Source organism: Lysobacter niastensis (assembly GCF_015453285.1).
In the GTDB taxonomy this organism is placed as follows: Bacteria; Pseudomonadota; Gammaproteobacteria; order Xanthomonadales; family Xanthomonadaceae; genus Lysobacter_J; species Lysobacter_J niastensis.
Genome location: NZ_JADLZT010000006.1, coordinates 71481 through 91568, shown reverse-complemented (window position 1 = coordinate 91568; position 20088 = coordinate 71481). Strand labels below are relative to the sequence as shown.

The window sequence follows — 20088 nt, the reverse complement described above, 5'->3', positions numbered from 1 at the left end:
CCGCCCCCTCCCACCTTGGCCTGCGTCAGGCTCGGCGTGCTTCGATCAGCCTTCCAGTTCGCCCCAGCGCGCGTAGGCCACTTCCAGCTCTGCCTGCGTCCTGGCCAGCTCGTCGTTGTGCGCGGCGACCGCGGCGCGATCGCGCTGGAAGAACGAGGGTTCGTTCATCTGCGCGGTCAGCTCGGCGACGCGGGTCTCCAGCGATTCGATGCGCGCCGGCAACTGCTCCAGTTCGCGCGCGTCCTTGTAGCTGAGCTTGCGCTTGGCCGCTGCGGGAGGCGATACGACTGCCGCTGCAGGCGTCGCCGCGGACTTCGCCGCAGCCTTGGCGATGGGTTCCTGCCCGGCCGCGGGTCGCTGCCGCACCCAGTCGCTGTAGCCACCCACGTACTCGCCGACACGGCCATCGCCTTCCATGACGAGGGTCGACGTCACCACGTTGTCGAGGAAGTCGCGGTCGTGGCTGACCAGCAGCAGCGTGCCCGGGTACTCGCCCAACATTTCTTCCAGCAGTTCCAGCGTCTCGACATCGAGATCGTTGGTTGGTTCGTCCATCACCAGCAGGTTGGACGGCTGCGCGAACAGCTTGGCCAGCAGCAGCCGGTTGCGCTCGCCGCCGGACAGACGTGTGATCGGCGCGCGCGCACGCTCGGGCGTGAACAGGAAGTCCTGCAGGTAGCCGATCACGTGCTTGGACTTGCCGCCGACGTCGACGAACTCGCGCCCCTCGGCAACGTTCTCCAGCGCGTTCCAGTCCTCGCGCAGTGTCGCCCGGTACTGGTCGAAGTACGCGACCTGCAGGTTGCTGCCGAGCTTCACCTCGCCACTATCCGGCTTCAGCTCGTCCAGCAGCAATTTGATCAGCGTGGTCTTGCCGCTGCCGTTGGGGCCGATCAGACCGATGCGGTCGCCACGGAAGATCGTCGTCGACAGGTCGCGCATCAGCGTGCGCTCGCCGTAGGCGAAGGACACGTCTTTGGCCTCGACTACCTTCTTGCCCGAGGAATCGCCCTGCGCCAGCGCCATCTTGACGTTGCCGGTCTGCTCGCGGCGCTGCGCGCGTTCCACGCGCATCGCCTTGAGCCTGCGCACTCGACCCTCGTCGCGGGTGCGCCGGGCCTTGATGCCCTGGCGGATCCAGACTTCCTCCTGCGCCAGCAGCTTGTCGAAGCGCGCGTTCTCCTGCGCCTCGGCGTTGAGCCGCTCCTCGCGGCGGCGCAGATAGTTGTCCCAGTCGCCCGGCCAGCTGGTCACCTGGCCGCGGTCGATCTCGACGATGCGCGTGGCCAGCGAACGCAGGAAACGGCGATCGTGGGTGACGAACAGCAGCGCGCCCTGCCAGGCCTTCAGGAACCCTTCGAGCCAATCGATCGCTTCGATGTCGAGGTGGTTGGTCGGTTCGTCGAGCAGCAGCAGGTCCGGCGCGGACACCAGTGCGCGCGCCAGCAGCACGCGGCGCTTCATGCCGCCCGACAGCCGCGCGAACAGCACGTCGCCGTCCAGGCCGAGCCGCTCCAGCGTCTCGGTCACGCGCTGGTCCAGTGACCAGCCGTGCGCGTCCTCGATCTTCGCCTGCACTTTCGCCAACGCGTCGGTGTCGACGTGTTCGGCATGGCTCAGGTGGTGGTATTCGGCCAGCCAGGCGCCGAGGTCACCCAGTCCTCCGGCCACGACGTCCCAGACGTCGCCGTCGGCGCCGGCCGGCACTTCCTGCTCGAGCCGGGCAATGCGCACATTGCCCTCGCGGCGGATTTCGCCGTCATCGGGGTGGATCTCACCGGCAAGCAGGCGCATCAGCGTGGACTTTCCGGCGCCGTTGCGGCCGATCAGGGCAATGCGCTCGCCGGCTTCGATCGAGAGGCCGACGTCATTCAGCAGCAAAGGGCCGCCGACGCCGTAGTCGACGTTGTTCAGGGTGATCAGGGGCATGGCGCCATTCTACGGCCCCCGCCCGCGGCGATCACGGATTGACAGCTGGCGGGTTGCCGCCTGGGCGGATCAGCACCACGCGGTCGGCATAGCCCAGCCGCCCACGCATCTTGACCGACATGTCGACCTCGTCGCCGGCCTTCAGCGATGTCACCGGCAGCACCTTGCCGTCGACCGACTTCAGCGTGGTCTGCTCGTCGTAGTTGATGCGATTGAAGATCATCGTATCCGCCTGGTCGATGTGCACCGTACGGCTGCCGGTCTCGACCGCCTTGATCGTCCCGTGCAGGTAACCACCCCAGGTCTGCCCCGGCGTGGTGCTGGCCAGGACGTACACACGCTTGGCTTGCACGCGGTTGCCCGCCTTGCTCGTGTCGACGAGCAGGCGCTGGCCCGGCTGCAGGCCAGCGGCCGTGATGGTCGCGCCGTCGCGGCTGAACTGCGTCGCGTCGTCGTAATAGAGGTGGATGGGACTGCTCTGGCCCACGCCGCTTCCGGTCTTGGAATCGCGGTTCAGGACCAGGCGTCGGCTTCCCTCATCGAGCCGCTGGAACGTGCCGACGGTGCGATCCGTCGCGGTCGGCGGTGCCGCCTGCGCCGCAGCGAGGACGACCGCGGCAAGCATCGCCAGCCACCTCCACGCAAGCCGGTGCATTCGCAGATCACGACTGCTGCGCGCCGATTCGATGCCACTCATGGCCCTGCTCCTGCGGTTGCGGGAGGCCATCGTGCGGGAGGCGATGTATACGCCTCGTGCTGCGGCTTGCGGCTTGCCTGGCCGAACCGTCATCGTCCGGCTTCCTGTCGGCACCCTGCCGCTGCGACACTGGGCCCATGGCTGCTCTTTCCCCATCACCGCTGCGGGCCTCGCTTTGGCTGGCGCTGGTCCTGACATGGGTCTGGGCCGGCTCGGTGTTCACGCCGTGGGCGGAGGACCTCGACCATCGCCTCTGGCTGTACGACACGCGCTACTACCTGGGCTTTGCGCTGCTGTTCTGGGGCATCGCCGAAGCCGGCATCGCGCTGTACCGGGTCCGTCGCGGCACCCACCGGTCCGCTGCAGCGGTACTGGCCATGCTGGCGCTGGCCGGCAGCGTCGCGGTGTCGGCCACTGCACTGGAGCACACTGCGACGGGTCTTGCGTGGCGCACGCAATGGAGCGCCGTAGCGCTGCGCACGGAACTCGGCAAGGGCGACAGCGACCTGCGTCATCGCAGCGGCTGGCTGCTGGTCGACACCCGCCGCCATCCCTGCGGCACTTCGCCGTGGCTGTGGCTGGGACGGCCGTTCGGTGGCGGCACCGGCACCAGCCTGGCGCTGGTGCACAGCCCGCACGGCGCGCCGGCGACACCGGACCCGGACGCGTTCCGTTTCCGTCCGGTCAACGGCGGCTGGTGGCTGGCCTACCAGCATGGAGCCGCTTACCGGCGCGGCCTGGACATCCGCCGCGGACGCTCCTGCGAACCCGGAACCACGGTGGCCAAACACACCGACGGCCTGCGCTTCGTCGCTGACGGTCGAGCGGCGTCCCTGCCCTGAAGGCGTCCCAGCCTCAGGAACTGCAGGACAGCATCGAGCAACCTGCACGCGAGCGGGCCCAGTCCGGACGCCGTGCCGCATAGGCCTCGCGACCGGGCTGGTCCTCGTACGGACGCCGCATCACGTCGAGCAGGTCGTTGACGCCGGCCAGGTCGCCCTGCGTCGCGCGATCGATCGCCTGCTGCGCCAGGTAGTTGCGCAGCACGTAACGCGGGTTGGCGGCGTTCATCGTTTCGCGCCGCAGGCTTTCCGGCAGGTCCTGCTGCAGGAGCCGGGCCGCGTACAGCGACAGCCATTCCTGCAACTGCGGCATCGCGGTTTCGCGCTTGGCTTCGTCGTAGAAGCTGTCGGCGAACAGGTTTGGATCCGGCGCGTCAGGGTCGACATCGGCCAGCGCGCGGAAGAACAGCGTCATGTCGATCTCGGCATCCACCATCAGGTCCTGCAGCGCCTGCATCAGGCCGACGTCCTCGTCGCGGCATTCATCCAGGCCGAGCTTCCGCGCGATCTGGTCGCGATCGGCCGCCGTGTAGGCAGCCACGTAGCGCCGCAAGCCTTCCTGCAGGTCCTCGACGCCGTCGAACACCAGCGATAGCGCACCGGCGAGGCGGCCGAGGTTCCAGTACGCGACCTGCGGCTGCTGGCCGAAGCGGTAGCGGCGCTGGTGGCGGTCGGTGGTGTTGGGTGTCCAGCCCGGGTCGAAGTTGTCGATCCAGCCGTACGGGCCGTAGTCGATGGTCAGGCCGAGGATCGACATGTTGTCGGTATTCATCACGCCGTGGACGAAGCCCACGCGCATCCAGTGCGACACCATCAGCGCGGTGCGCTCGCACACCTGCGCGAACCATTCGGCGTACAGCGCCTGGCCCTCGCCACGCAGGCGCGGGTAGTCGCGACGGATGCAGAAGTCCACCAACCGGCGCAGCAGGTCCACGTCGCCGCGCGAGGCCGGCAGTTCGAAATTGCCGAAGCGCAGGAAACTCGGCGCGACGCGGCACACCACCGCGCCCGGCTCCAACTCCGGATGGCCGTCATAGAACATGTCGCGCTCGACCAGTTCGCCGGTGCCGACCAGGCTCAGGGCGCGCGTGGTCGGCACGCCCAGGTGGTGCATGGCCTCGCTGCACAGGAACTCCCGGATCGATGAGCGCAGCACGGCGCGGCCGTCGGCACTGCGCGAGTACGGCGTCAGCCCGGCGCCCTTCAACTGCAGCTCCCAGCGCTCGCCGGTGGCGTTGACCATCTCGCCCAGCGTGATCGCGCGGCCGTCTCCAAGCTGGCCGGCCCAATGGCCGAACTGGTGGCCACCGTAGTTGACCGCGAAGGGCTGCATGCCCGGCAGCAACGCGTTTCCGCCGAACACCTGCGCGAACTCCGGCGATGCAACGTCGGCGTCGCTGAAGCCGAGCGTCCGGGCCATCTCCGGCGAATACGCGAGCAGCCGCGGCGCGGCCACCGGCGTGGGCTCGACCGGCGACCAGGCAGCCTGGACCTGGCGCACGCCGGGGCCCGCCTCGGAGTCGCCGGGAAGGTCGCGGATGAAGGCGTTGTCGAAATCGGGCGTCAGCATGGTCGTCTGCAAAGTACATCCCCCGACATGGTGCCCGCGGAGTCCGTGGACAAGCGGTCACGGCCCATCCGGCAAAGCGGAACCCGTACGCAGTCGCGGACGGACGGCCGCGCGGTTTGTATGCTGCGGTCATCGAATGGGGGAAACACCGCAATGACCGCACATCCTGGCCGCATCGCCGGCCCTCGTACCGCCTTGTGGGCGGCCCTCGCCAGCCTCGGCCTGGCTGTCGCGCCACAGGTCTTCGCCGCAACCGCTCCGGCGCAGTGGACGCTGGTCCAGGCCGGCCACCTGCTGGACCGCCCCGGCCACGCGCCACGCGGGGCCAGCACGCTGCTGCTGCGCGACGGCCGCATCGAGGCGGTGCGCGACGGCTTCGTCGACGCCAGCGCGTTCGCCGGTGTCACCGGCGAACCGAACGTCGTCGACCTGCGCGACCGCTACGTCCTGCCGGGCCTGATCGACAGCCACGTCCACCTGACCTCGGACAAGGCCGGCATCGAAGGCCAGCTGGAATCGGTGACAGCCAACGTCGCCGACCTCGCCTACCAGGCCGCGGTCAACGCACGTCGCACGCTCGATGCCGGCTTCACCACCGTGCGCAACCTCGGCGACGAGGATGGCGTGACGCTGTCGCTGCGCGACGCGATCGCCGCCGGCAAGCTGTCCGGTCCGCGCATCATCGACGCCGGGACCTCGATCTCCACCACCGCCGGCCACATGGACCCGACGCTGGGCTTCCGCGACGACCTGCACGCGGCGCTGGACGTGCATGGCAATACCTGCGACGGCGCCGAAGATTGCCGCAAGGCCGTGCGCCGCCAGGTCGCGCGCGGCGTGGACGTGATCAAGATCGCCACCACCGGCGGCGTCAACAGCCGCATCGGCGCGGGCCTGGGCCAGCAGATGTTCGACGACGAGGCCCGCGCGATCGTCGAGACCGCGCACCTGTACAAGAAGAAGGTCGCGGTGCACGCCCACGGCGCCGATGGCATCGCCCTCGCTCTTCGTGCCGGCGCCGACTCGATCGAACACGGCACGCTGATGGACGACGAGGACCTGAAGCTGATGAAGAAGACCGGCGCGTACTACGTACCGACGCTGTCGACCGTCAACGGCTACAAGGAGCGCCTGGCGAAGAATCCGGACGCCTACACCGGCGAGGTACGCAGCAAGATCGAATGGCGCATCGGCATCACCGGAAAATCGCTGGAGCGCGCGGTTCCGGCCGGCGTGAAGATCGCTTTCGGCACCGACGCCGGCGTCAGCCTGCACGGCCGCAACGCCGACGAGTTCGAGCTGATGGTCGCCCACGGCATGACCCCGGCCACCGCGATCCAGGCCGCCACCGTCAACGCCGCCGACCTGCTCGGCCTGGGCGACCAGGTCGGCAGCCTCGAGCCGGGCAAGCGCGCAGACCTGATCGCCGTCGCGGGCGATCCGCTGAGCGACGTCACCGTCCTCAAGCATGTGGATGTGGTGATCAAGGATGGCCGCGTCGAGAAGGATTCACGCGGGCGTTGAGGAAATGCGCATCAACCCGTTCGCCCTGAGCGCAGGTGCGCAGCACCGGGCAAGGGCGGACGGGTCCCAGCGGGTCAGGCTCGTTTGAATCGCTTTGGAGCCGGCGCACTGACCCGTTCATCCTTCGACTTCGCGGCGTTGCCGCTGCGCTCAGGACGAACGGTGGCAGCGCGCCTTCACCCGGACTGAAGAATCCGCAATTCCCGGAATAACCGGCGCGCTTGCAACCATCCTGCCGGCACGCCCGGACCGCTACACCCGGTCGATACACCGGCGTCCGGTACACTGTTCGGTCTTCCGACCGGCGTCTGCCGGCGCTGCCGAGCCCTCCCCCATGAGCGCCGAAACGCCCTCTTCCGACACCCCTCCTGAACAACCGACCCTGAAATTCACCGATCTGGGCCTGCCAGAGCCGTTGCTGCGCGCGCTGGCCGAGGTCGGCTATGAATCGCCTTCCCCCATCCAGGCGGCGACCATTCCGCCCCTGATGGAAGGCCGCGACGTGCTGGGCCAGGCCCAGACCGGCACCGGCAAGACCGCCGCGTTCGCCCTGCCCGTCCTGGCCCGCATCGACGCCGCGCAGCACAAGCCGCAGGCATTGGTGCTGGCCCCGACGCGCGAACTGGCGATCCAGGTCGCCGAGGCGTTCCAGAAGTACGCGCACCACCTGCCCGGCTTCCACGTGCTGCCGATCTACGGCGGCCAGAGCTATTACCCGCAGTTGCAGGCGCTCAAGCGCGGCGTTCAGGTCATCGTCGGCACGCCCGGCCGCGTCATCGACCACCTCGAGCGCGGCTCGCTGGACCTGTCGGAACTGCGCTGTCTGGTGCTCGACGAAGCCGACGAAATGCTGCGCATGGGCTTCATCGACGACGTCGAGGCGGTGCTGAAGAAGACCCCGGAAACGCGCCAGGTCGCCCTGTTCTCGGCGACGATGCCGGCACCGATCAAGCGCATCGCGCAGACCTACCTGAAGGATCCGGTCGAGGTCGCGATCAAGGCCAAGACCACCACCGCCGCCAACATCCGCCAGCGCTACTGGTCGGTCAGCGGCGTGCACAAGCTCGATGCGATCACCCGCATCATCGAGGCCGAGCCGTTCGACGCGATGATCGTATTCGCGCGCACCAAGCTCGGCACCGAGGAACTGGCCGAGAAGCTGTCGGCACGCGGTGTGTCGGCGGCGGCGATCAACGGCGACGTGGTCCAGGCGCAGCGCGAGAAGACCATCCAGCAGCTCAAGGACGGCAAGATCGACGTACTGGTGGCGACTGACGTGGCCGCGCGCGGCCTCGACGTCGAGCGCATCAGCCACGTGCTGAACTACGACATTCCGTACGACACCGAGAGCTACGTGCACCGCATCGGCCGTACCGGCCGCGCCGGGCGCAAGGGCGAGGCGATCCTCTTCGTCACGCCGCGCGAGCGCGGCATGCTGCGCGCGATCGAACGCGCCACGCGCCAGCCGATCGAACCGATGGCGCTGCCCACGGTCGAGACCGTCAACGAGCAACGCGTGAACCGCTTCCTCGGCCGCATCACCTCGGCGCTGGAAAGCCAGGAAATCAGCCAGTTCCGCGATCTGGTGGAGCGTTACGAGCGCGAGAAGAACGTGCCGGCGGTGGAGATTGCCGCCGCCCTCGCCAAGCTGGTGCAGGGCGACATGCCGCTGCTGCTGGATGTCACCGCCGAGCAGCTGCGTCCGCAGCGCGCCGGCTTCGACCAGCCGCGCGAAGGTCAACGCCGCGAGTTCCAGCGCGACGGACGCCGCGAGCGCGACAGCGGCCCGCGCGCACCGCGCGAGCGCAGCTTCGATCGCGGCCCGGAACGCAGTTTTGACCGTCCGGAGCGCAGTTTCGAACGCGACGAGCGCCCGCGCCACGATCGTCCTTCGACCCTGCCGTCGCACACCCCGCCCGCCAATGTCGGCGAGACGATGTTCGACGACGATGCCGCGCCGCGTCGTCCCATGCGTGAGACGCGGGAACCGCGTGCACCCGACGTCGGCATGGAAACCTTCCGCATCGAGGTCGGCCACATGCACGGCGTGAAGCCCGGCAACATCGTCGGCGCCATCGCCAACGAGGCGGACCTGGAAAGCCGCTATATCGGCCGCATCGACATCCGCGACGACCACAGCCTGATCGACCTGCCCGAAGGCATGCCGCACGAGGTCATGGATCACCTCAAGCGCGTGCGCGTCGCCGGGCAGCCGCTGCGCATCAGCCGCCCAGGCGAAGGCACCCCGCCCCCGCACGGACGAACCGGCGATCGCCATGAAGGAGGGGGTCGCCATTTCGACAGCGATCGCCGTCCGCCGCGCGGCCCGCGACCCCACGGTGACAAGCCGCATGGCGGACCGCACCGTCCGGGCGGCTTCAAGGGCAAACCGCGCCCGCCGCGCGGTTGAGAGACAGGGGCGGCATGACGATCGCTCATGTCGCCCTGACCGGCCGGAAGGTCGGCGCAACGCCCGCCCCCGGCGCGGATTTGGCATAGTCGCGGCGTACACCCGCAACGCCCTTGCACCATGCCCCGCCTGCTCGTCTTCCAGCATGTCGCCGCCGAACCGCTCGGCACGCTCGATCCATTGATCCGGCGGCGCGGCCATCGCATCCGTTTCGCCAACTTTGAGCGCCATCCCGACCTGCAGCCCAACGTCGACCGCTATCGCGGCCTGATCGTGCTGGGCGGTCCGATGAACGTCGAGGACCATGCCCATCGCGCGCACCTGCTGACCGAAATGCGCGCGATCGAACGCATGCTCGAACTCGGCCGCCCGGTGCTGGGCATCTGCCTGGGCGCGCAATTGCTGGCGCACGTGCTCGGCGCGCCGATACGCAGGCATCCGGAAGCCGAGATCGGCTGGTATCCGCTGCATACCACGCAGGCCGGACGCGCCGATCCGGTGCTGTCGCCGTTGGGCGACTCCGCACCCGTGTTCCAGTGGCACCGCTACAGCTTCGACGTGCCGCGCGACGCCGTGCACCTGGCGCGCACGGAAGGTTGCGAGCACCAGGCATTCCGCTACGGCGACAACGCCTATGGCTTCCAGTTCCATCTGGAGATGGACCAGCCGCTCATCGAGCGATGGCTCGGCAACCCGGCGTATCGCGAGGAGCTGGCCGAACTCTCGGGAATCGCGCAGGGCCACGCCACCGAGGACAGCATCCGCGCCCGTACGCGCGAGCACATCGCGGCCATGCAGGTGCAGGCCGACAGCGTCTTCAATCGCTTCCTCGACCTGGTCGGCATGCCACAGCGGCGCTGGACCCTGCCCTCGCGCGAATGGGTTTGAGCGACGTCCACCCGATCAAAGGCATCGCAGGCTTTCGAATCGCCGCTCAGCGCCGCTGATTGGATCGACGAACGCCAGCGAGCGCGCCAGCAGCTTCAACGGGCGCTCGTAATCGTCGCCCTGCTCCGTGCCCGGCCACGGATACAACGGGTCGTTGAGGATGGGCGCACCCAACGCCGCCATGTGCACGCGCAACTGGTGCTTGCGGCCGGTGACGGGTTCCAGCGCATAACGCCAGCACGCCTCGCCGCGTTCCAGCACATCGATGCGGGACTCGCTGTTCGGCTCGAGATCGTCTCCATTTGCTTCGCGCATGCGGAAGAACGGCTCGCCTGGCTCCAGCCGCGACCGGCGCAACAGTGGGAAGCTCACTCCAGGCAGCGCCGGCGCCAAAGCTTCGTAGCGCTTCCGGATCAGGCGCTGCGGAAACAGCGCCTGGTAGCGCGAGCGCGTGTCCGGATCCACGGAGAACATCACCAGCCCAGCGGTACCGCGATCGATCCGGTGCAATGGCACCAGATTCGGGTTGCCCAGCCTGCGCACCAGCCTCGCCAGCAACGTCTCGGTGACGAAGCCGCCTGCCGGCGTGACCGGCAGGAAGTGCGGCTTGTCGGCGATCACCAGATGGTCGTCGGCGTGCACCACGCCCTCCTCGAACGGAATCGGCCGCTCCGCAGGCACTTCACGGTAGTAGCGGATCTCGACGCCTACGCGGTAGGGGCTGTCGGGCGTGATCGCGAATCCGTCTGCGTCGCGTACCAGCCCGCGCGCCATGCGATCCAGCCAACGTGCCCGTTCGATCGCGGGAAAGCGCGCGCACAGGCCGTCGAGCACCGTGGCCCATGGCCCCGGCGGCAGTTGCCAGCGGCTGGCAGCGACGCCATCGCGAGGCAGTCCGGTTCCCGTCATGCGCCCATTCTGGCATCGCCTCCACCGGGTCAGGCAGCGGCCGGCCGCAGCGCCTAGAATGCGCGCTCCGTTTTCGCCCAAGGCAACCGCACATGGCGCTCAAGGCGACCGTGGTCAAGGCCGAGCTCCAGCTCAGCGACCTTGACCGGCACCATTACGCAACCTACCCGCTCACCCTGGCCCAGCATCCGTCTGAGACGGACCAGCGGCTGATGGTGAGGCTGGTCGCGTTCGCACTCTTCGCCAGCGAACGCCTGGAGTTCGGCAAGGGCCTGAGCGCCGAGGACGAACCCGACCTCTGGCGTCGCGACTACACCGGCGAGATCGAGCAATGGATCGACCTCGGCCAGCCCGACGAGTCCCGCATCCGCAAGGCCTGCGGCCGCGCGCGCCAGGTGATCGTCGTCAACTACGCCGGCCGCGCCGCAGACCTCTGGTGGGACAAGCAATCGGCCGCGCTGATGCGATTGGGCAACCTCACCGTGATCGACATCGATGCCGACGCCGTCGAAGCGCTGGCTGCCATGATCCAGCGCACCATGCGCTTCAACGCGTTGATCCAGGACGGCGAGCTGCAGCTGATGGGCGACACCGGCACGGTCGCCCTGCGCGCCCGCACGCGCATGGCAGCCGGTATGCAAGCGGCCTGAACATGAGCGGTCATTTCGACGTGATGATCGTCGGCGGCGGTGCCGCCGGGTTGATGTGTGCGATCACCGCCGGCCAGCGCGGCAAGCGCGTGCTGGTCGTCGAGCATGCCAATCGCGTCGGCAAGAAGATCCTGATGTCGGGCGGCGGCCGCTGCAATTTCACCAACACCGGCGCCACGCCGGCGAACTACCTCTCGGCCAATCCGCATTTCTGCAAATCGGCATTGGCGCGCTACACACCGTGGCACTTCATCGAGATGGTCGAGCGGCACCGCATCGCCTACCACGAGAAGGAACTGGGCCAGCTGTTCTGCGACGTCTCGTCCAAGCTGATCGTGAAGATGCTGCTGGACGAATGTCATGCCGCCGGCGTGCGCGTCGAAACCAGCTGCAGCATCGAGCGCATGAGCCACGGCGACAGCGACGATGCCAGCTTCCGCCTGCACACTACGCACGGCAATTTCTCCGCTCCCGCGCTGGTCATCGCCAGCGGCGGACTGTCCATTCCCAGCATGGGCGCAACCGGTTTCGGCTACGAGGTCGCCAAGCAGTTCGGCCATGCCGTGCTGCCGACGCGCGCCGGGCTGGTGCCGCTCACGCTCAGCGGCAAGCATCAGGAGCGGCTGGCCGATCTCAGCGGCGTGGCGCTCCCCGTCACCGCCAGCTGCAACGGCACGAGCTTCAGCAATTACATGCTGGTCACGCACCGCGGCGTCAGCGGGCCTGCGATCCTGCAGATCTCGTCCTTCTGGCAAGCAGGCGACGACCTGCGCCTGGACCTGTTGCCGGGGCATGACGCGCTGGAAACGCTGCAGCAATGGCAACGCGAGCGTCCCGCGGCAGAACTGAAGACCGTGCTCGGAGACGCCATGCCCAAGCGCTTCGCGCAGCGCCTGTGCGAGCACTGGCTGCCGAACCGCCCGATGAAGCAGTACAACGCCCCGCAACTGCGCGAGATCGCGCAGGTTCTCAGCGACTGGACGCTGGTCGCCAGCGGCACCGAGGGCTACCGCACGGCGGAGGTCACGCTGGGTGGCGTGGACACCGACGAACTGTCCTCCAGCACGATGCAGTCCAGGCGCGTACCGGGCCTGTATTTCATCGGCGAGGTCATCGACGTGACCGGCTGGCTCGGCGGCTACAACTTCCAGTGGGCCTGGGCCTCGGGCCACGCTGCGGGCAACGCGGTATAGCCCAGCCGGAATGGGCTCCATCGAAAACACTTTACCAATTGGTTGACAATCGTTTCGGGCGCGCGCATATTCAACCGCATGGTTGACAAACAAGCCCGCCTCGATGCCGTCTTCCGGGCGCTCGCCGATCCCACCCGGCGCGCGATGCTCAACGACCTCGCCGGGGGCGAGCGCAGCGTCGGCGAACTGGCCGCACCGTTCCAGATGTCGCTGGCCGCGGCATCCAAGCACATCAAGGTGCTGGAAGGCGCAGGCCTGATCCGCCGCGATGTGCAAGGGCGCACGCATGTCTGCCGCCTCGACGCGCGGCCGATGCACGCCGGCCTGGAATGGATCCGCCATTACGAGCGGTTCTGGAACCAGCGCCTCGACGCACTTGAAGCATTGCTCCAGGCCGAAGACGCCCGCGCCGCGAAGGCGCGCAAACCCGGGAAGTCGCGATGACCGACGCCACGATCCAGATCCGCGTGAGCCGCCACTTCGACGCGCCCGCCGAACGCGTGTTCGATGCATGGCTCGATCCCGCCACTGCCGGCCGCTGGCTGTTTGCCACGCCGTCCGGTCAGATGCAGCGCGTGGAGATAGACGCGCGCGCCGGCGGCCGCTACGTGATCGTCGAACGCAGGACCGAAGGCGACGCGGAACACCACGGCCGCTACCTGGAAATCGATCGTCCGCGCCGGCTCGTGTTCACACTGGCAGCCGACGCATCCTCCGAGGGCGACGTGGTCACCGTCGAGATCGAGTCCGAAGGCGCCGGATGCACGCTCACCCTCACCCACCTGCTCGCCGCCGAATGGGCCGAGTACGCCGATCGCACCGGGTCTGGATGGACCGGCGTGCTGGCAGCCCTGGCCGAGCAACTTCGCTGAGCCCACGAGGACCACGCCATGAACGACTACGCCCAGGTCATTGCCCCCACCACCGTGCGCATCGAGCGCAGCATGCCCGGCCCGATCGAGCGCCTGTGGGACTACCTCACCGATTCGGAAAAGCGCGGGCATTGGCTCGCCGCGGGCGACATGGAACTGCGCGAAGGCGGCCGCGTCGATCTGGTATTCCGCAACTCGGAGCTGACCGGGAACGATGACCCCGCACCGGCCAAGTACGCGCAGTACGCCGGCGAAAGCCGCATGCACGGACGCATCACGGCCTGCGACGCGCCGCGCCTGCTCGCCTACACCTGGGGCGAGGACGGCGGCGACTACTCGGAGGTGCGCTTCGAGCTCAGCCCGCAGGGCGAGCGCGTGCACCTGGTGGTGACGCACAGTCGCTTGAGCACGCGCGATGCGATGCTCAGCGTCGCCGGTGGCTGGCACGCACATCTCGACATCCTCGCGGCGCGTCTGGAAGACCGCGAACCGGACGGCTTCTGGCGCTCGCACACGCGACTGGAAGCGGAGTACGCACGGCGCATCCCCGAAGCCTGAGCCAAGCGGTCGCAAGCCGCAGGAGACCGATCGACCCCCGCGTTATCCTTGCCGCCCGTTCCTGCTTCCGGCGACATCGACATGCGCGTGCTGCTCCTTCTCCTGCTGGCCTGCGGCCTGCTCACGTCCTGCGCCGACCCGGGTCCGCCGCCGGGCGGCACCATCGCGAAGTTCGAGGCCATCGACGAGAAGGTCGGCGATGGCGCCGTCGCCAAGGCCGGGCAGGACGTGGTGGTCCACTACACCGGCTGGAATTACGACGAGAAGGCGCCGGACAAGCGCGGCGCGAAGTTCGACAGCTCACGCGACCGCAACGAGCCCTTCACCTTCCTGCTCGGCGCGGGGCGTGTGATCCGCGGCTGGGATGAAGGCGTCGCCGGCATGCGCGTGGGCGGCCACCGCGTGCTGATGATCCCGCCGGAGTACGGCTATGGCCGCCGCGGCGCCGGCGGCGTGATTCCGCCGAACGGCTCGCTGGTGTTCGAAGTCGAACTGCTGGACGTGCGCGAGCACTGATCCCGCGCACAGGCCTACCAGAGGTCGAACACCAGGCCTTCGCGTTCGTTGTCCCAGATCGTGCTGAACACCCACCAGCGCCCGTGCTCGTGGCACAGCTGGATGCTGTTGGCGCCGCGCTTGAGCAGCACCGGCGAGTCCGGTGCCGGGCGCGCCTCATACAGGCTCCACACGTGGGCGACCTGGCCGAAGCGCTGGATGCGCTGGTCGATTTCGACCTCGTGGAAATCGTGGGCGGCGAAGAACGGCGCCACGTCCTCGATGTAGCTGTCGACGTCGAACACCCGCGCGCGCGTGCTGCCGTCACCCTCCACCACGGTGCGCAGGCTGCGCGCCTGCGGATGCTGCAGGTAGCGGAAGCGCTCCCAGTCGCGCGGCGCCCCGGCCGGGCCCGAGATGCATTCGTAGATCGCGCGCACCAGGCGCGGAATGTCCTGCGTGTCCTGCCACCACTGTGTATTCATTCGGTCTCCCTCCCTGCTCGGGCGGAGATTACGGACGCGGGCTTCTTGCACAAGTGCCGCAACGTCCGTGCGTGATAATCGGCCGCGTCGCCGTTTCCCGACTGACGCATGCTTCCTCCACGCTCTCATACCGTTCGCGAGGTATTCCTGGCCTTCCTGCGCCTGGGACTGACCTCGTTCGGTGGGCCGATTGCGCACCTGGGGTACTTCCGCGAGGAGTTCGTCGTGCGCCGCGGCTGGCTCGACGACGCGCATTACGCGCAGTTGCTCGCGGTCTGCCAGTCCCTGCCCGGCCCGGCCAGCAGCCAGATGGGCTTTGCCATCGGTCTGGCGCGCGCGGGGTGGCGCGGCGCACTTGCAGCCTTCGCCGGCTTCACGCTGCCATCGTTCCTGTTGATGCTGGCTTTCGCGGGGTTTGCGCAGCGGCTGCAGCAGGGTGTGGGCGTGGCGCTGCTGCACGGGCTGAAGCTGGTCGCGGTGTGCGTCGTCGCGTGGGGTCTCTGGGGAATGGCACGGCAGATGATCACGGGCGTCAGGCGCGCGCTGCTCGCGACGGCAGCCTGCGTGCTGGTGCTGGCCGCGGGAACCGCCTGGTCGCAGCTGCTCGCCATCGCAGTGGGCGCGGTACTGGGCACCTGGCTGTGCCGGGATGCCATCGCGCCTGCATCCTACGCACCAGCGTCGCAGGGCTTCATCGTTCGCCACGGCAAGCGTGCGGCGCTGGCGGCATTGGCTGTATTCACGGCCGCGCTGGCGCTGGCGATATTGTGGCCGTCACGCGAGCCGACCGCACCGGCGATGGCGGCGGCGTTCTACCGTGCCGGCGCGCTGGTGTTCGGTGGAGGACACGTGGTGCTGCCGCTGTTGCAGGAGTCGCTGGTCGATACTGGCTGGATCGGTACGGACACGTTCCTCGCCGGCTATGGCGCGGCGCAGGCGGTGCCGGGGCCGATGTTCTCGATCGCTGCCTACCTTGGCGCCGAGGTTCCGTTGGACATCCCGCGGTTGGCGGCCGCGCTGCTCGCCGTCGCCGCGCTGTTCCTGCCGGGCTTCCTGCTGCTGGTGGCCGCGCTGCCGGCCTGGCAGCGCCTGATCGCCTCGAAACGCGCAGCACCGATGCTCGCCGGCATCAATGCGTCGGTCGTCGGCCTGCTCGCGGCGGCTTTGTATGACCCGGTGCTGCTGCAGGGCGTGCAACACTGGAGCGATGTCGCCATCGCTATCGTGGGGATCGCGCTACTGGCGCGTCTTCGACAAGGCGCGCTGTGGACCGTCGCCTGGTGCGTGGCCACTGCGGCCGCCATGCACCTGCTGGCGCGATGATCCGGCTGCTGCGCGCTCAGCCTTGGCCTTCCGCCTTTACCGGCGTCAGCCGCAGGTCCTGGAAATCGAAGCTGAAATCGGTCAGCGGCGAGATCGCTTCCATGCGCGCCTCGCGGACCGCACCGTCGGCGTCCAGCGAGAAGGTCACGAACGCATCGGCGTTGAGCCAGCGCTCGTTCCAGCGGACGATGAAGGTGTCGTGCTGCCAGTGCGACAGCTCGCCTACCAACTGCTTCGTGCGGCTGAAGCGCATGACCAGCTTGTTTCCGCGCGGCTCGATGACGACATCGCCGTACCACGGGTCTCGATAGGTGCCGGCGTACCCGGCCAGCGGCAGGGACGGATGTGAATCCTTCGCACGCGCCTGCTGGTGTTTGTTCCAGTCCTCGCCGGCCTTCTCCTGCGACTTGGCCAGCGCGGCGCCGTAGGCGGCGGCCCAGTCGGTCTTCGGCGCATCCAGGTATGCGTCGAGCACGCGCATCGTCACGGCGTTGAACGCACCTGACAGCTCGGCGCTGGTCAGCACGATGACGCCGAGCTTCTTCGACGGCACCAGCGTCAGCCGCGACACCATGCCCGGCCATCCGCCGGTGTGCCAGGCCAGCTTCTGGCCGCGGTAGTCCGACAACTGCCAGCCTTCACCGTAGCCCAGGAAATTGGGGCGCACCGGCTCCAGTTCAGGCACGGAAGGCTTGGCGATCGGCATCGGCGTCAATACCGACCACATCTCCTGCTGCCGTTTCTCGCTGAAAAGGCGTTGTTCGCGGCCCTGCGCATCGCGATAGACGCCGCCGTCGAGCTGCATGCGCATCCAGCGGGTCATGTCGTGCACGCTGGAATACAGGCCGCCGGCACCCGACACGTTGGACCAGGTCATGCGCGGCGCCGCCTGCAGGTCCTTGAAGTCGGCCTTGGCATAGCCGGTGGCGACGTTGTCGCCGGGCTTCAGCGCATCGCTGTTGAAGCGCGTCTCGTCCATGCCGAGCGGACGAAGGATCCGCGTGCGCAGGAACGTTTCGTAGGACTGGCCGCTGGCCTGTTCGATCACCAGCTGGGCGACACCGTAGAGGATGTTGTCGTAGGCGTACTGGCTGCGGAATCCGCCGCTGAGGGGAACATCCTTCAGCCGCCGCGCCACGTCCTGCGTGCTGTAGTCGGTACCCGGCCAGTACAGCAGGTCGCCCGCGCCCAGGCCGAGCCCGCTACGGTGCGCGAGCAGGTCGCGCACTCGCATCTCGCGGGTGACATAGGCATCGGACATCTGGAACCAGGGCAGATGGTCGATGACGCGGTCGTCGAGACTGAGCTTGCCTTCGTCGGCGAGGATCGACAGCGAGGCCGCGGTGAATGCCTTGGTATTGGATGCGATCGCGAACAGCGTGTGCGCATCGACAGGAGCCGGCTTGCCGCGTGCATCCTGCGGCAGCTGACGTACGCCAAAGCCGCGCTCCAGCACCACGCGCCCATCCTTGACGATCGCCACGGCGATGCCGGGCACGTCGAACTGCTTGCGCACGCCTTCGACGTAGGCATCGAAATCCTGCAACTGCGCCGGCAGTTCCGCCTCGGCAGCGGACGGCGCGGGCGCCGCCGCGGTCGCGATGCCACCCCAGGCCAGCGTGGCCCCTGACAGCGTGGCCCCCAACAGGGCGCTGCGCGCCCAACCTGCATTTCGCATCTACGACTTCCCCGGAAACGTCCCGCCGAAGATAACCGAAGGCCAGCCGCCGCCGCAGGTGCGGACGCGCGGCCCGGCATAATGTCGGACCGTGTCCCCGGTTCCCCACGCATGCCCTCGCCCACCGCCCTTCCCGGACTCGCCATCGTCGGCGGCGGTCCCGCCGGCCTGATGGCCGCCGAGGTCGCGCGCGCAGCCGGGATCGAAGTGGATCTGTTCGAAGGCAAGGGTTCGGTCGGGCGCAAGTTCCTGATCGCCGGCAAGGGCGGGCTCAACCTGACGCACGGCGAGCCGCGTCCCGGCTTCGACCAGCGCTACGGCGCGCGCAGCGGCGAAGTCGGCGCATGGCTCGACGATTTCGACGCCGATGCGCTGCGCGATTGGGCGCGCGGTTTCGGCGTGGACACCTACATCGGCACGTCCGGCCGCGTGTTCCCGATGGATCGCAAGGCCGCGCCGCTGTTGCGCGGCTGGGTACGGCGCCTGCGCGAGTCCGGTGTGCGCTTCCACGTGCAGCACCGCTGGCTGGGCTGGGATGAGACCGGCGCGTTGCGATTCGCCACGCCCGAGGGCGAAGTCGCCGTCAGGCCCCAAGCTACGTTGCTCGCTCTAGGCGGCGGAAGCTGGCCGCAGCTCGGCTCGGACGGTGCCTGGCAGTCGCTGCTGCGCGAGCGAGGTGTCGACGTGGCCGAATTGCAGCCGTCAAACTGCGGTTTCGACATCGGCTGGAGCGATCATGTCGCCAGCCGCCATGCCGGCGCACCGCTGAAGCCGGTCGTTGCGATCTGGACCGACGACTCAGGACAGGAACATTCGCTGCAGGGCGAGTGCGTGGTCACCACCACCGGCATCGAAGGCAGCCTGGTCTACGCGCTGTCGGCCATGCTGCGCGACTCGATTGCGCGAAATGGCGAAGCCTGGCTGCATCTCGACCTGGCGCCCGGCCGCGACGCCGAACGTCTGCGCCGCGACCTCGCCAAGCCTCGCGCCGGCCGCAGCCTCGGCGAACACCTGCGCCGCCAGACCGGGCTCAACCCGGTCAAGGTCGCCCTGGTGCATGAAGTGCTGGACGCATCGCGGCGCGGCGACGTGGATGCGATCGTGGACACGATCAAGCGTCTGCCGCTGCGCTTGCTGCGTGCGCGGCCGATCGCCGAGGCGATCAGCAGCGCCGGTGGCGTGCGGCTGGAAGCGATGGATCAGGACTTGATGCTGCGTTCGTTGCCGGGCGTGTTCTGCGCGGGCGAAATGCTCGACTGGGAAGCACCCACCGGCGGCTATCTGCTGACCGCCTGTTACGCCAGCGGCCGCAAGGCCGGGCTTGGCGCGGTGGAGTGGATCAGGTCACATCGCTGAGGGAATCCGCCCTGATGCGCGCGGATAGCGCGCCGACAGCGCGCCATCGAGCAGCGATTCCGACATCACTTCTTCCCGATGTAGTTCGTGCTCGCGCACAACGCGGTACCCGAAGCACCCGGCGCGGGGATGTCGCTGCCCTGCAGGCCGATCAGCTTGACGATCTCGGTGTTGTCTTCCATCACCTTCGCCATCGCGATGTAACCGGCCTTGGTGTTCGCGCAGATGGCGTTGCCCGGCGTCTTGCTGGGCGGGGTTTCTTCCAGCACGCGGCGCAGTTCCACCGTCTCGGACGGCTCGATCATCATCGCCTCGGCGTAGGTTTCGCCCGCGGTGTATTCGTCGCCACCCTTGAGGATGGCCACGCGCTCGGTGGTGAAGCTGGCGCCATTGGCCCCCTTCAGCATCGTGTCCTCGATCTGCAGCCTGCCGGTGATGGCTTCGGCAACCGGATTGCCGGGCTCGAACGTGCCCAGTGCGACTGGCTTCAGCATCGGCGGCGCGGCACGTTCGACCGGCGCGGCGCTGGCGTCCGGCTCAGGATTGGCGGGCGGCGGCGGCGCGATCGTCGCTTCCGGTGCCGCAACGGCGGGAGTCTCGGCGGGTTTCCTGGCCTCGCAGGCGGTCAGTCCGGCGAGCGCAGCGACGATCACGAGACCACTCGTGGCCAGGGGGATGACTCGAAATCCGCGCATGACGCCTTCCATTC

General features: G+C 68.4%; 19 protein-coding genes. 12 read left to right on the top strand and 7 right to left on the bottom strand.

The features are described 5' to 3' along the window. Nucleotides 1–45: 45 nt before the first annotated feature. Nucleotides 46–1929 carry an ATP-binding cassette domain-containing protein gene (locus IU514_RS11490; RefSeq protein ID WP_194931262.1) on the bottom strand — a complete coding sequence of 628 codons (1884 nt, stop codon included), beginning with the start codon at nt 1927–1929 and terminating at the stop codon, nt 46–48. A gap of 31 nt (nt 1930–1960) precedes the next feature. Further along, the gene (locus IU514_RS11485) at nt 1961–2626 is read right to left on the bottom strand and encodes a hypothetical protein (RefSeq protein WP_194931261.1); all 666 of its coding nucleotides are present in this window, start codon (nt 2624–2626) and stop codon (nt 1961–1963) included. Nucleotides 2627–2763: 137 nt separating this feature from the next. On the opposite strand from IU514_RS11485, the gene IU514_RS11480 reads away from it, so the two are divergent. Further along, the gene (locus IU514_RS11480) at nt 2764–3468 is read left to right on the top strand and encodes a hypothetical protein (protein ID WP_194931260.1); all 705 of its coding nucleotides are present in this window, start codon (nt 2764–2766) and stop codon (nt 3466–3468) included. A gap of 13 nt (nt 3469–3481) precedes the next feature. Here IU514_RS11480 and IU514_RS11475 read toward each other — a convergent pair whose 3' ends face one another. Next, nucleotides 3482–5038 carry a protein adenylyltransferase SelO gene (locus IU514_RS11475; RefSeq protein WP_194931259.1) on the bottom strand — a complete coding sequence of 519 codons (1557 nt, stop codon included), beginning with the start codon at nt 5036–5038 and terminating at the stop codon, nt 3482–3484. Nucleotides 5039–5191: 153 nt separating this feature from the next. On the opposite strand from IU514_RS11475, the gene IU514_RS11470 reads away from it, so the two are divergent. From IU514_RS11470 to IU514_RS11460, 3 genes are all read left to right on the top strand, one after another. Further along, complete coding sequence (locus tag IU514_RS11470; RefSeq protein ID WP_194931258.1) at nt 5192–6562, top strand: metal-dependent hydrolase family protein; 1371 nt, start codon at nt 5192–5194, stop codon at nt 6560–6562. 334 nt (nt 6563–6896) lie between these two features. Next, complete coding sequence (locus IU514_RS11465; RefSeq protein WP_194931257.1) at nt 6897–8972, top strand: DEAD/DEAH box helicase; 2076 nt, start codon at nt 6897–6899, stop codon at nt 8970–8972. Nucleotides 8973–9092: 120 nt separating this feature from the next. Beyond that, a complete protein-coding gene (locus IU514_RS11460) occupies nt 9093–9860 on the top strand; it encodes a type 1 glutamine amidotransferase (protein ID WP_194931256.1) in 768 nt (255 codons plus the stop codon). Between the two features lie 15 nt (nt 9861–9875). Here the strand turns inward: IU514_RS11460 and IU514_RS11455 are convergent, their stop codons facing one another. Further along, a complete protein-coding gene (locus tag IU514_RS11455) occupies nt 9876–10769 on the bottom strand; it encodes a pseudouridine synthase (protein WP_194931255.1) in 894 nt (297 codons plus the stop codon). 92 nt (nt 10770–10861) lie between these two features. Here IU514_RS11455 and IU514_RS11450 point away from each other — a divergent pair, with 92 nt between their 5' ends. The 6 genes from IU514_RS11450 (at nt 10862) to IU514_RS11425 (ending at nt 14558) form a co-directional block, all read left to right on the top strand. Then, nucleotides 10862–11419, top strand: a complete 558-nt coding sequence (locus IU514_RS11450; RefSeq protein ID WP_194931254.1) for a YaeQ family protein — start codon at nt 10862–10864, stop codon at nt 11417–11419. Between the two features lie 2 nt (nt 11420–11421). After that, nucleotides 11422–12612, top strand: coding sequence for a BaiN/RdsA family NAD(P)/FAD-dependent oxidoreductase (locus IU514_RS11445; protein ID WP_194931253.1), 1191 nt, complete (start codon nt 11422–11424; stop codon nt 12610–12612). Nucleotides 12613–12690: 78 nt separating this feature from the next. Next, entirely contained in the window at nt 12691–13056 is a 366-nt protein-coding gene (locus IU514_RS11440) for an ArsR/SmtB family transcription factor (RefSeq protein WP_194931252.1), read from the top strand. After that, complete coding sequence (locus IU514_RS11435; protein ID WP_194931251.1) at nt 13053–13484, top strand: SRPBCC family protein; 432 nt, start codon at nt 13053–13055, stop codon at nt 13482–13484. The genes IU514_RS11440 and IU514_RS11435 overlap by 4 nt, the downstream gene beginning before the upstream one ends. Before the next feature lie 18 nt (nt 13485–13502). Beyond that, nucleotides 13503–14042 carry an SRPBCC family protein gene (locus IU514_RS11430; protein ID WP_194931250.1) on the top strand — a complete coding sequence of 180 codons (540 nt, stop codon included), beginning with the start codon at nt 13503–13505 and terminating at the stop codon, nt 14040–14042. Nucleotides 14043–14123: 81 nt separating this feature from the next. Next, the gene (locus IU514_RS11425; protein WP_194931249.1) at nt 14124–14558 is read left to right on the top strand and encodes an FKBP-type peptidyl-prolyl cis-trans isomerase; all 435 of its coding nucleotides are present in this window, start codon (nt 14124–14126) and stop codon (nt 14556–14558) included. 14 nt (nt 14559–14572) lie between these two features. Here IU514_RS11425 and IU514_RS11420 read toward each other — a convergent pair whose 3' ends face one another. Then, entirely contained in the window at nt 14573–15022 is a 450-nt protein-coding gene (locus IU514_RS11420) for a hypothetical protein (RefSeq protein WP_194931248.1), read from the bottom strand. A 108-nt stretch (nt 15023–15130) separates the two neighbouring features. On the opposite strand from IU514_RS11420, the gene chrA reads away from it, so the two are divergent. Beyond that, entirely contained in the window at nt 15131–16345 is a 1215-nt protein-coding gene (gene chrA, locus IU514_RS11415; RefSeq protein ID WP_194931247.1) for a chromate efflux transporter, read from the top strand. A gap of 16 nt (nt 16346–16361) precedes the next feature. On the opposite strand, the gene IU514_RS11410 is transcribed toward chrA, so the two are convergent. Next, complete coding sequence (locus IU514_RS11410) at nt 16362–18023, bottom strand: serine hydrolase (protein ID WP_194931246.1); 1662 nt, start codon at nt 18021–18023, stop codon at nt 16362–16364. 111 nt (nt 18024–18134) lie between these two features. On the opposite strand from IU514_RS11410, the gene IU514_RS11405 reads away from it, so the two are divergent. Next, nucleotides 18135–19379: a TIGR03862 family flavoprotein gene (locus tag IU514_RS11405; RefSeq protein ID WP_194931245.1), complete on the top strand. Its 1245-nt coding sequence runs from the start codon at nt 18135–18137 to the stop codon at nt 19377–19379. A gap of 65 nt (nt 19380–19444) precedes the next feature. Here the strand turns inward: IU514_RS11405 and IU514_RS11400 are convergent, their stop codons facing one another. Beyond that, nucleotides 19445–20074, bottom strand: a complete 630-nt coding sequence (locus tag IU514_RS11400; protein ID WP_194931244.1) for a hypothetical protein — start codon at nt 20072–20074, stop codon at nt 19445–19447. Nucleotides 20075–20088: the final 14 nt, after the last annotated feature.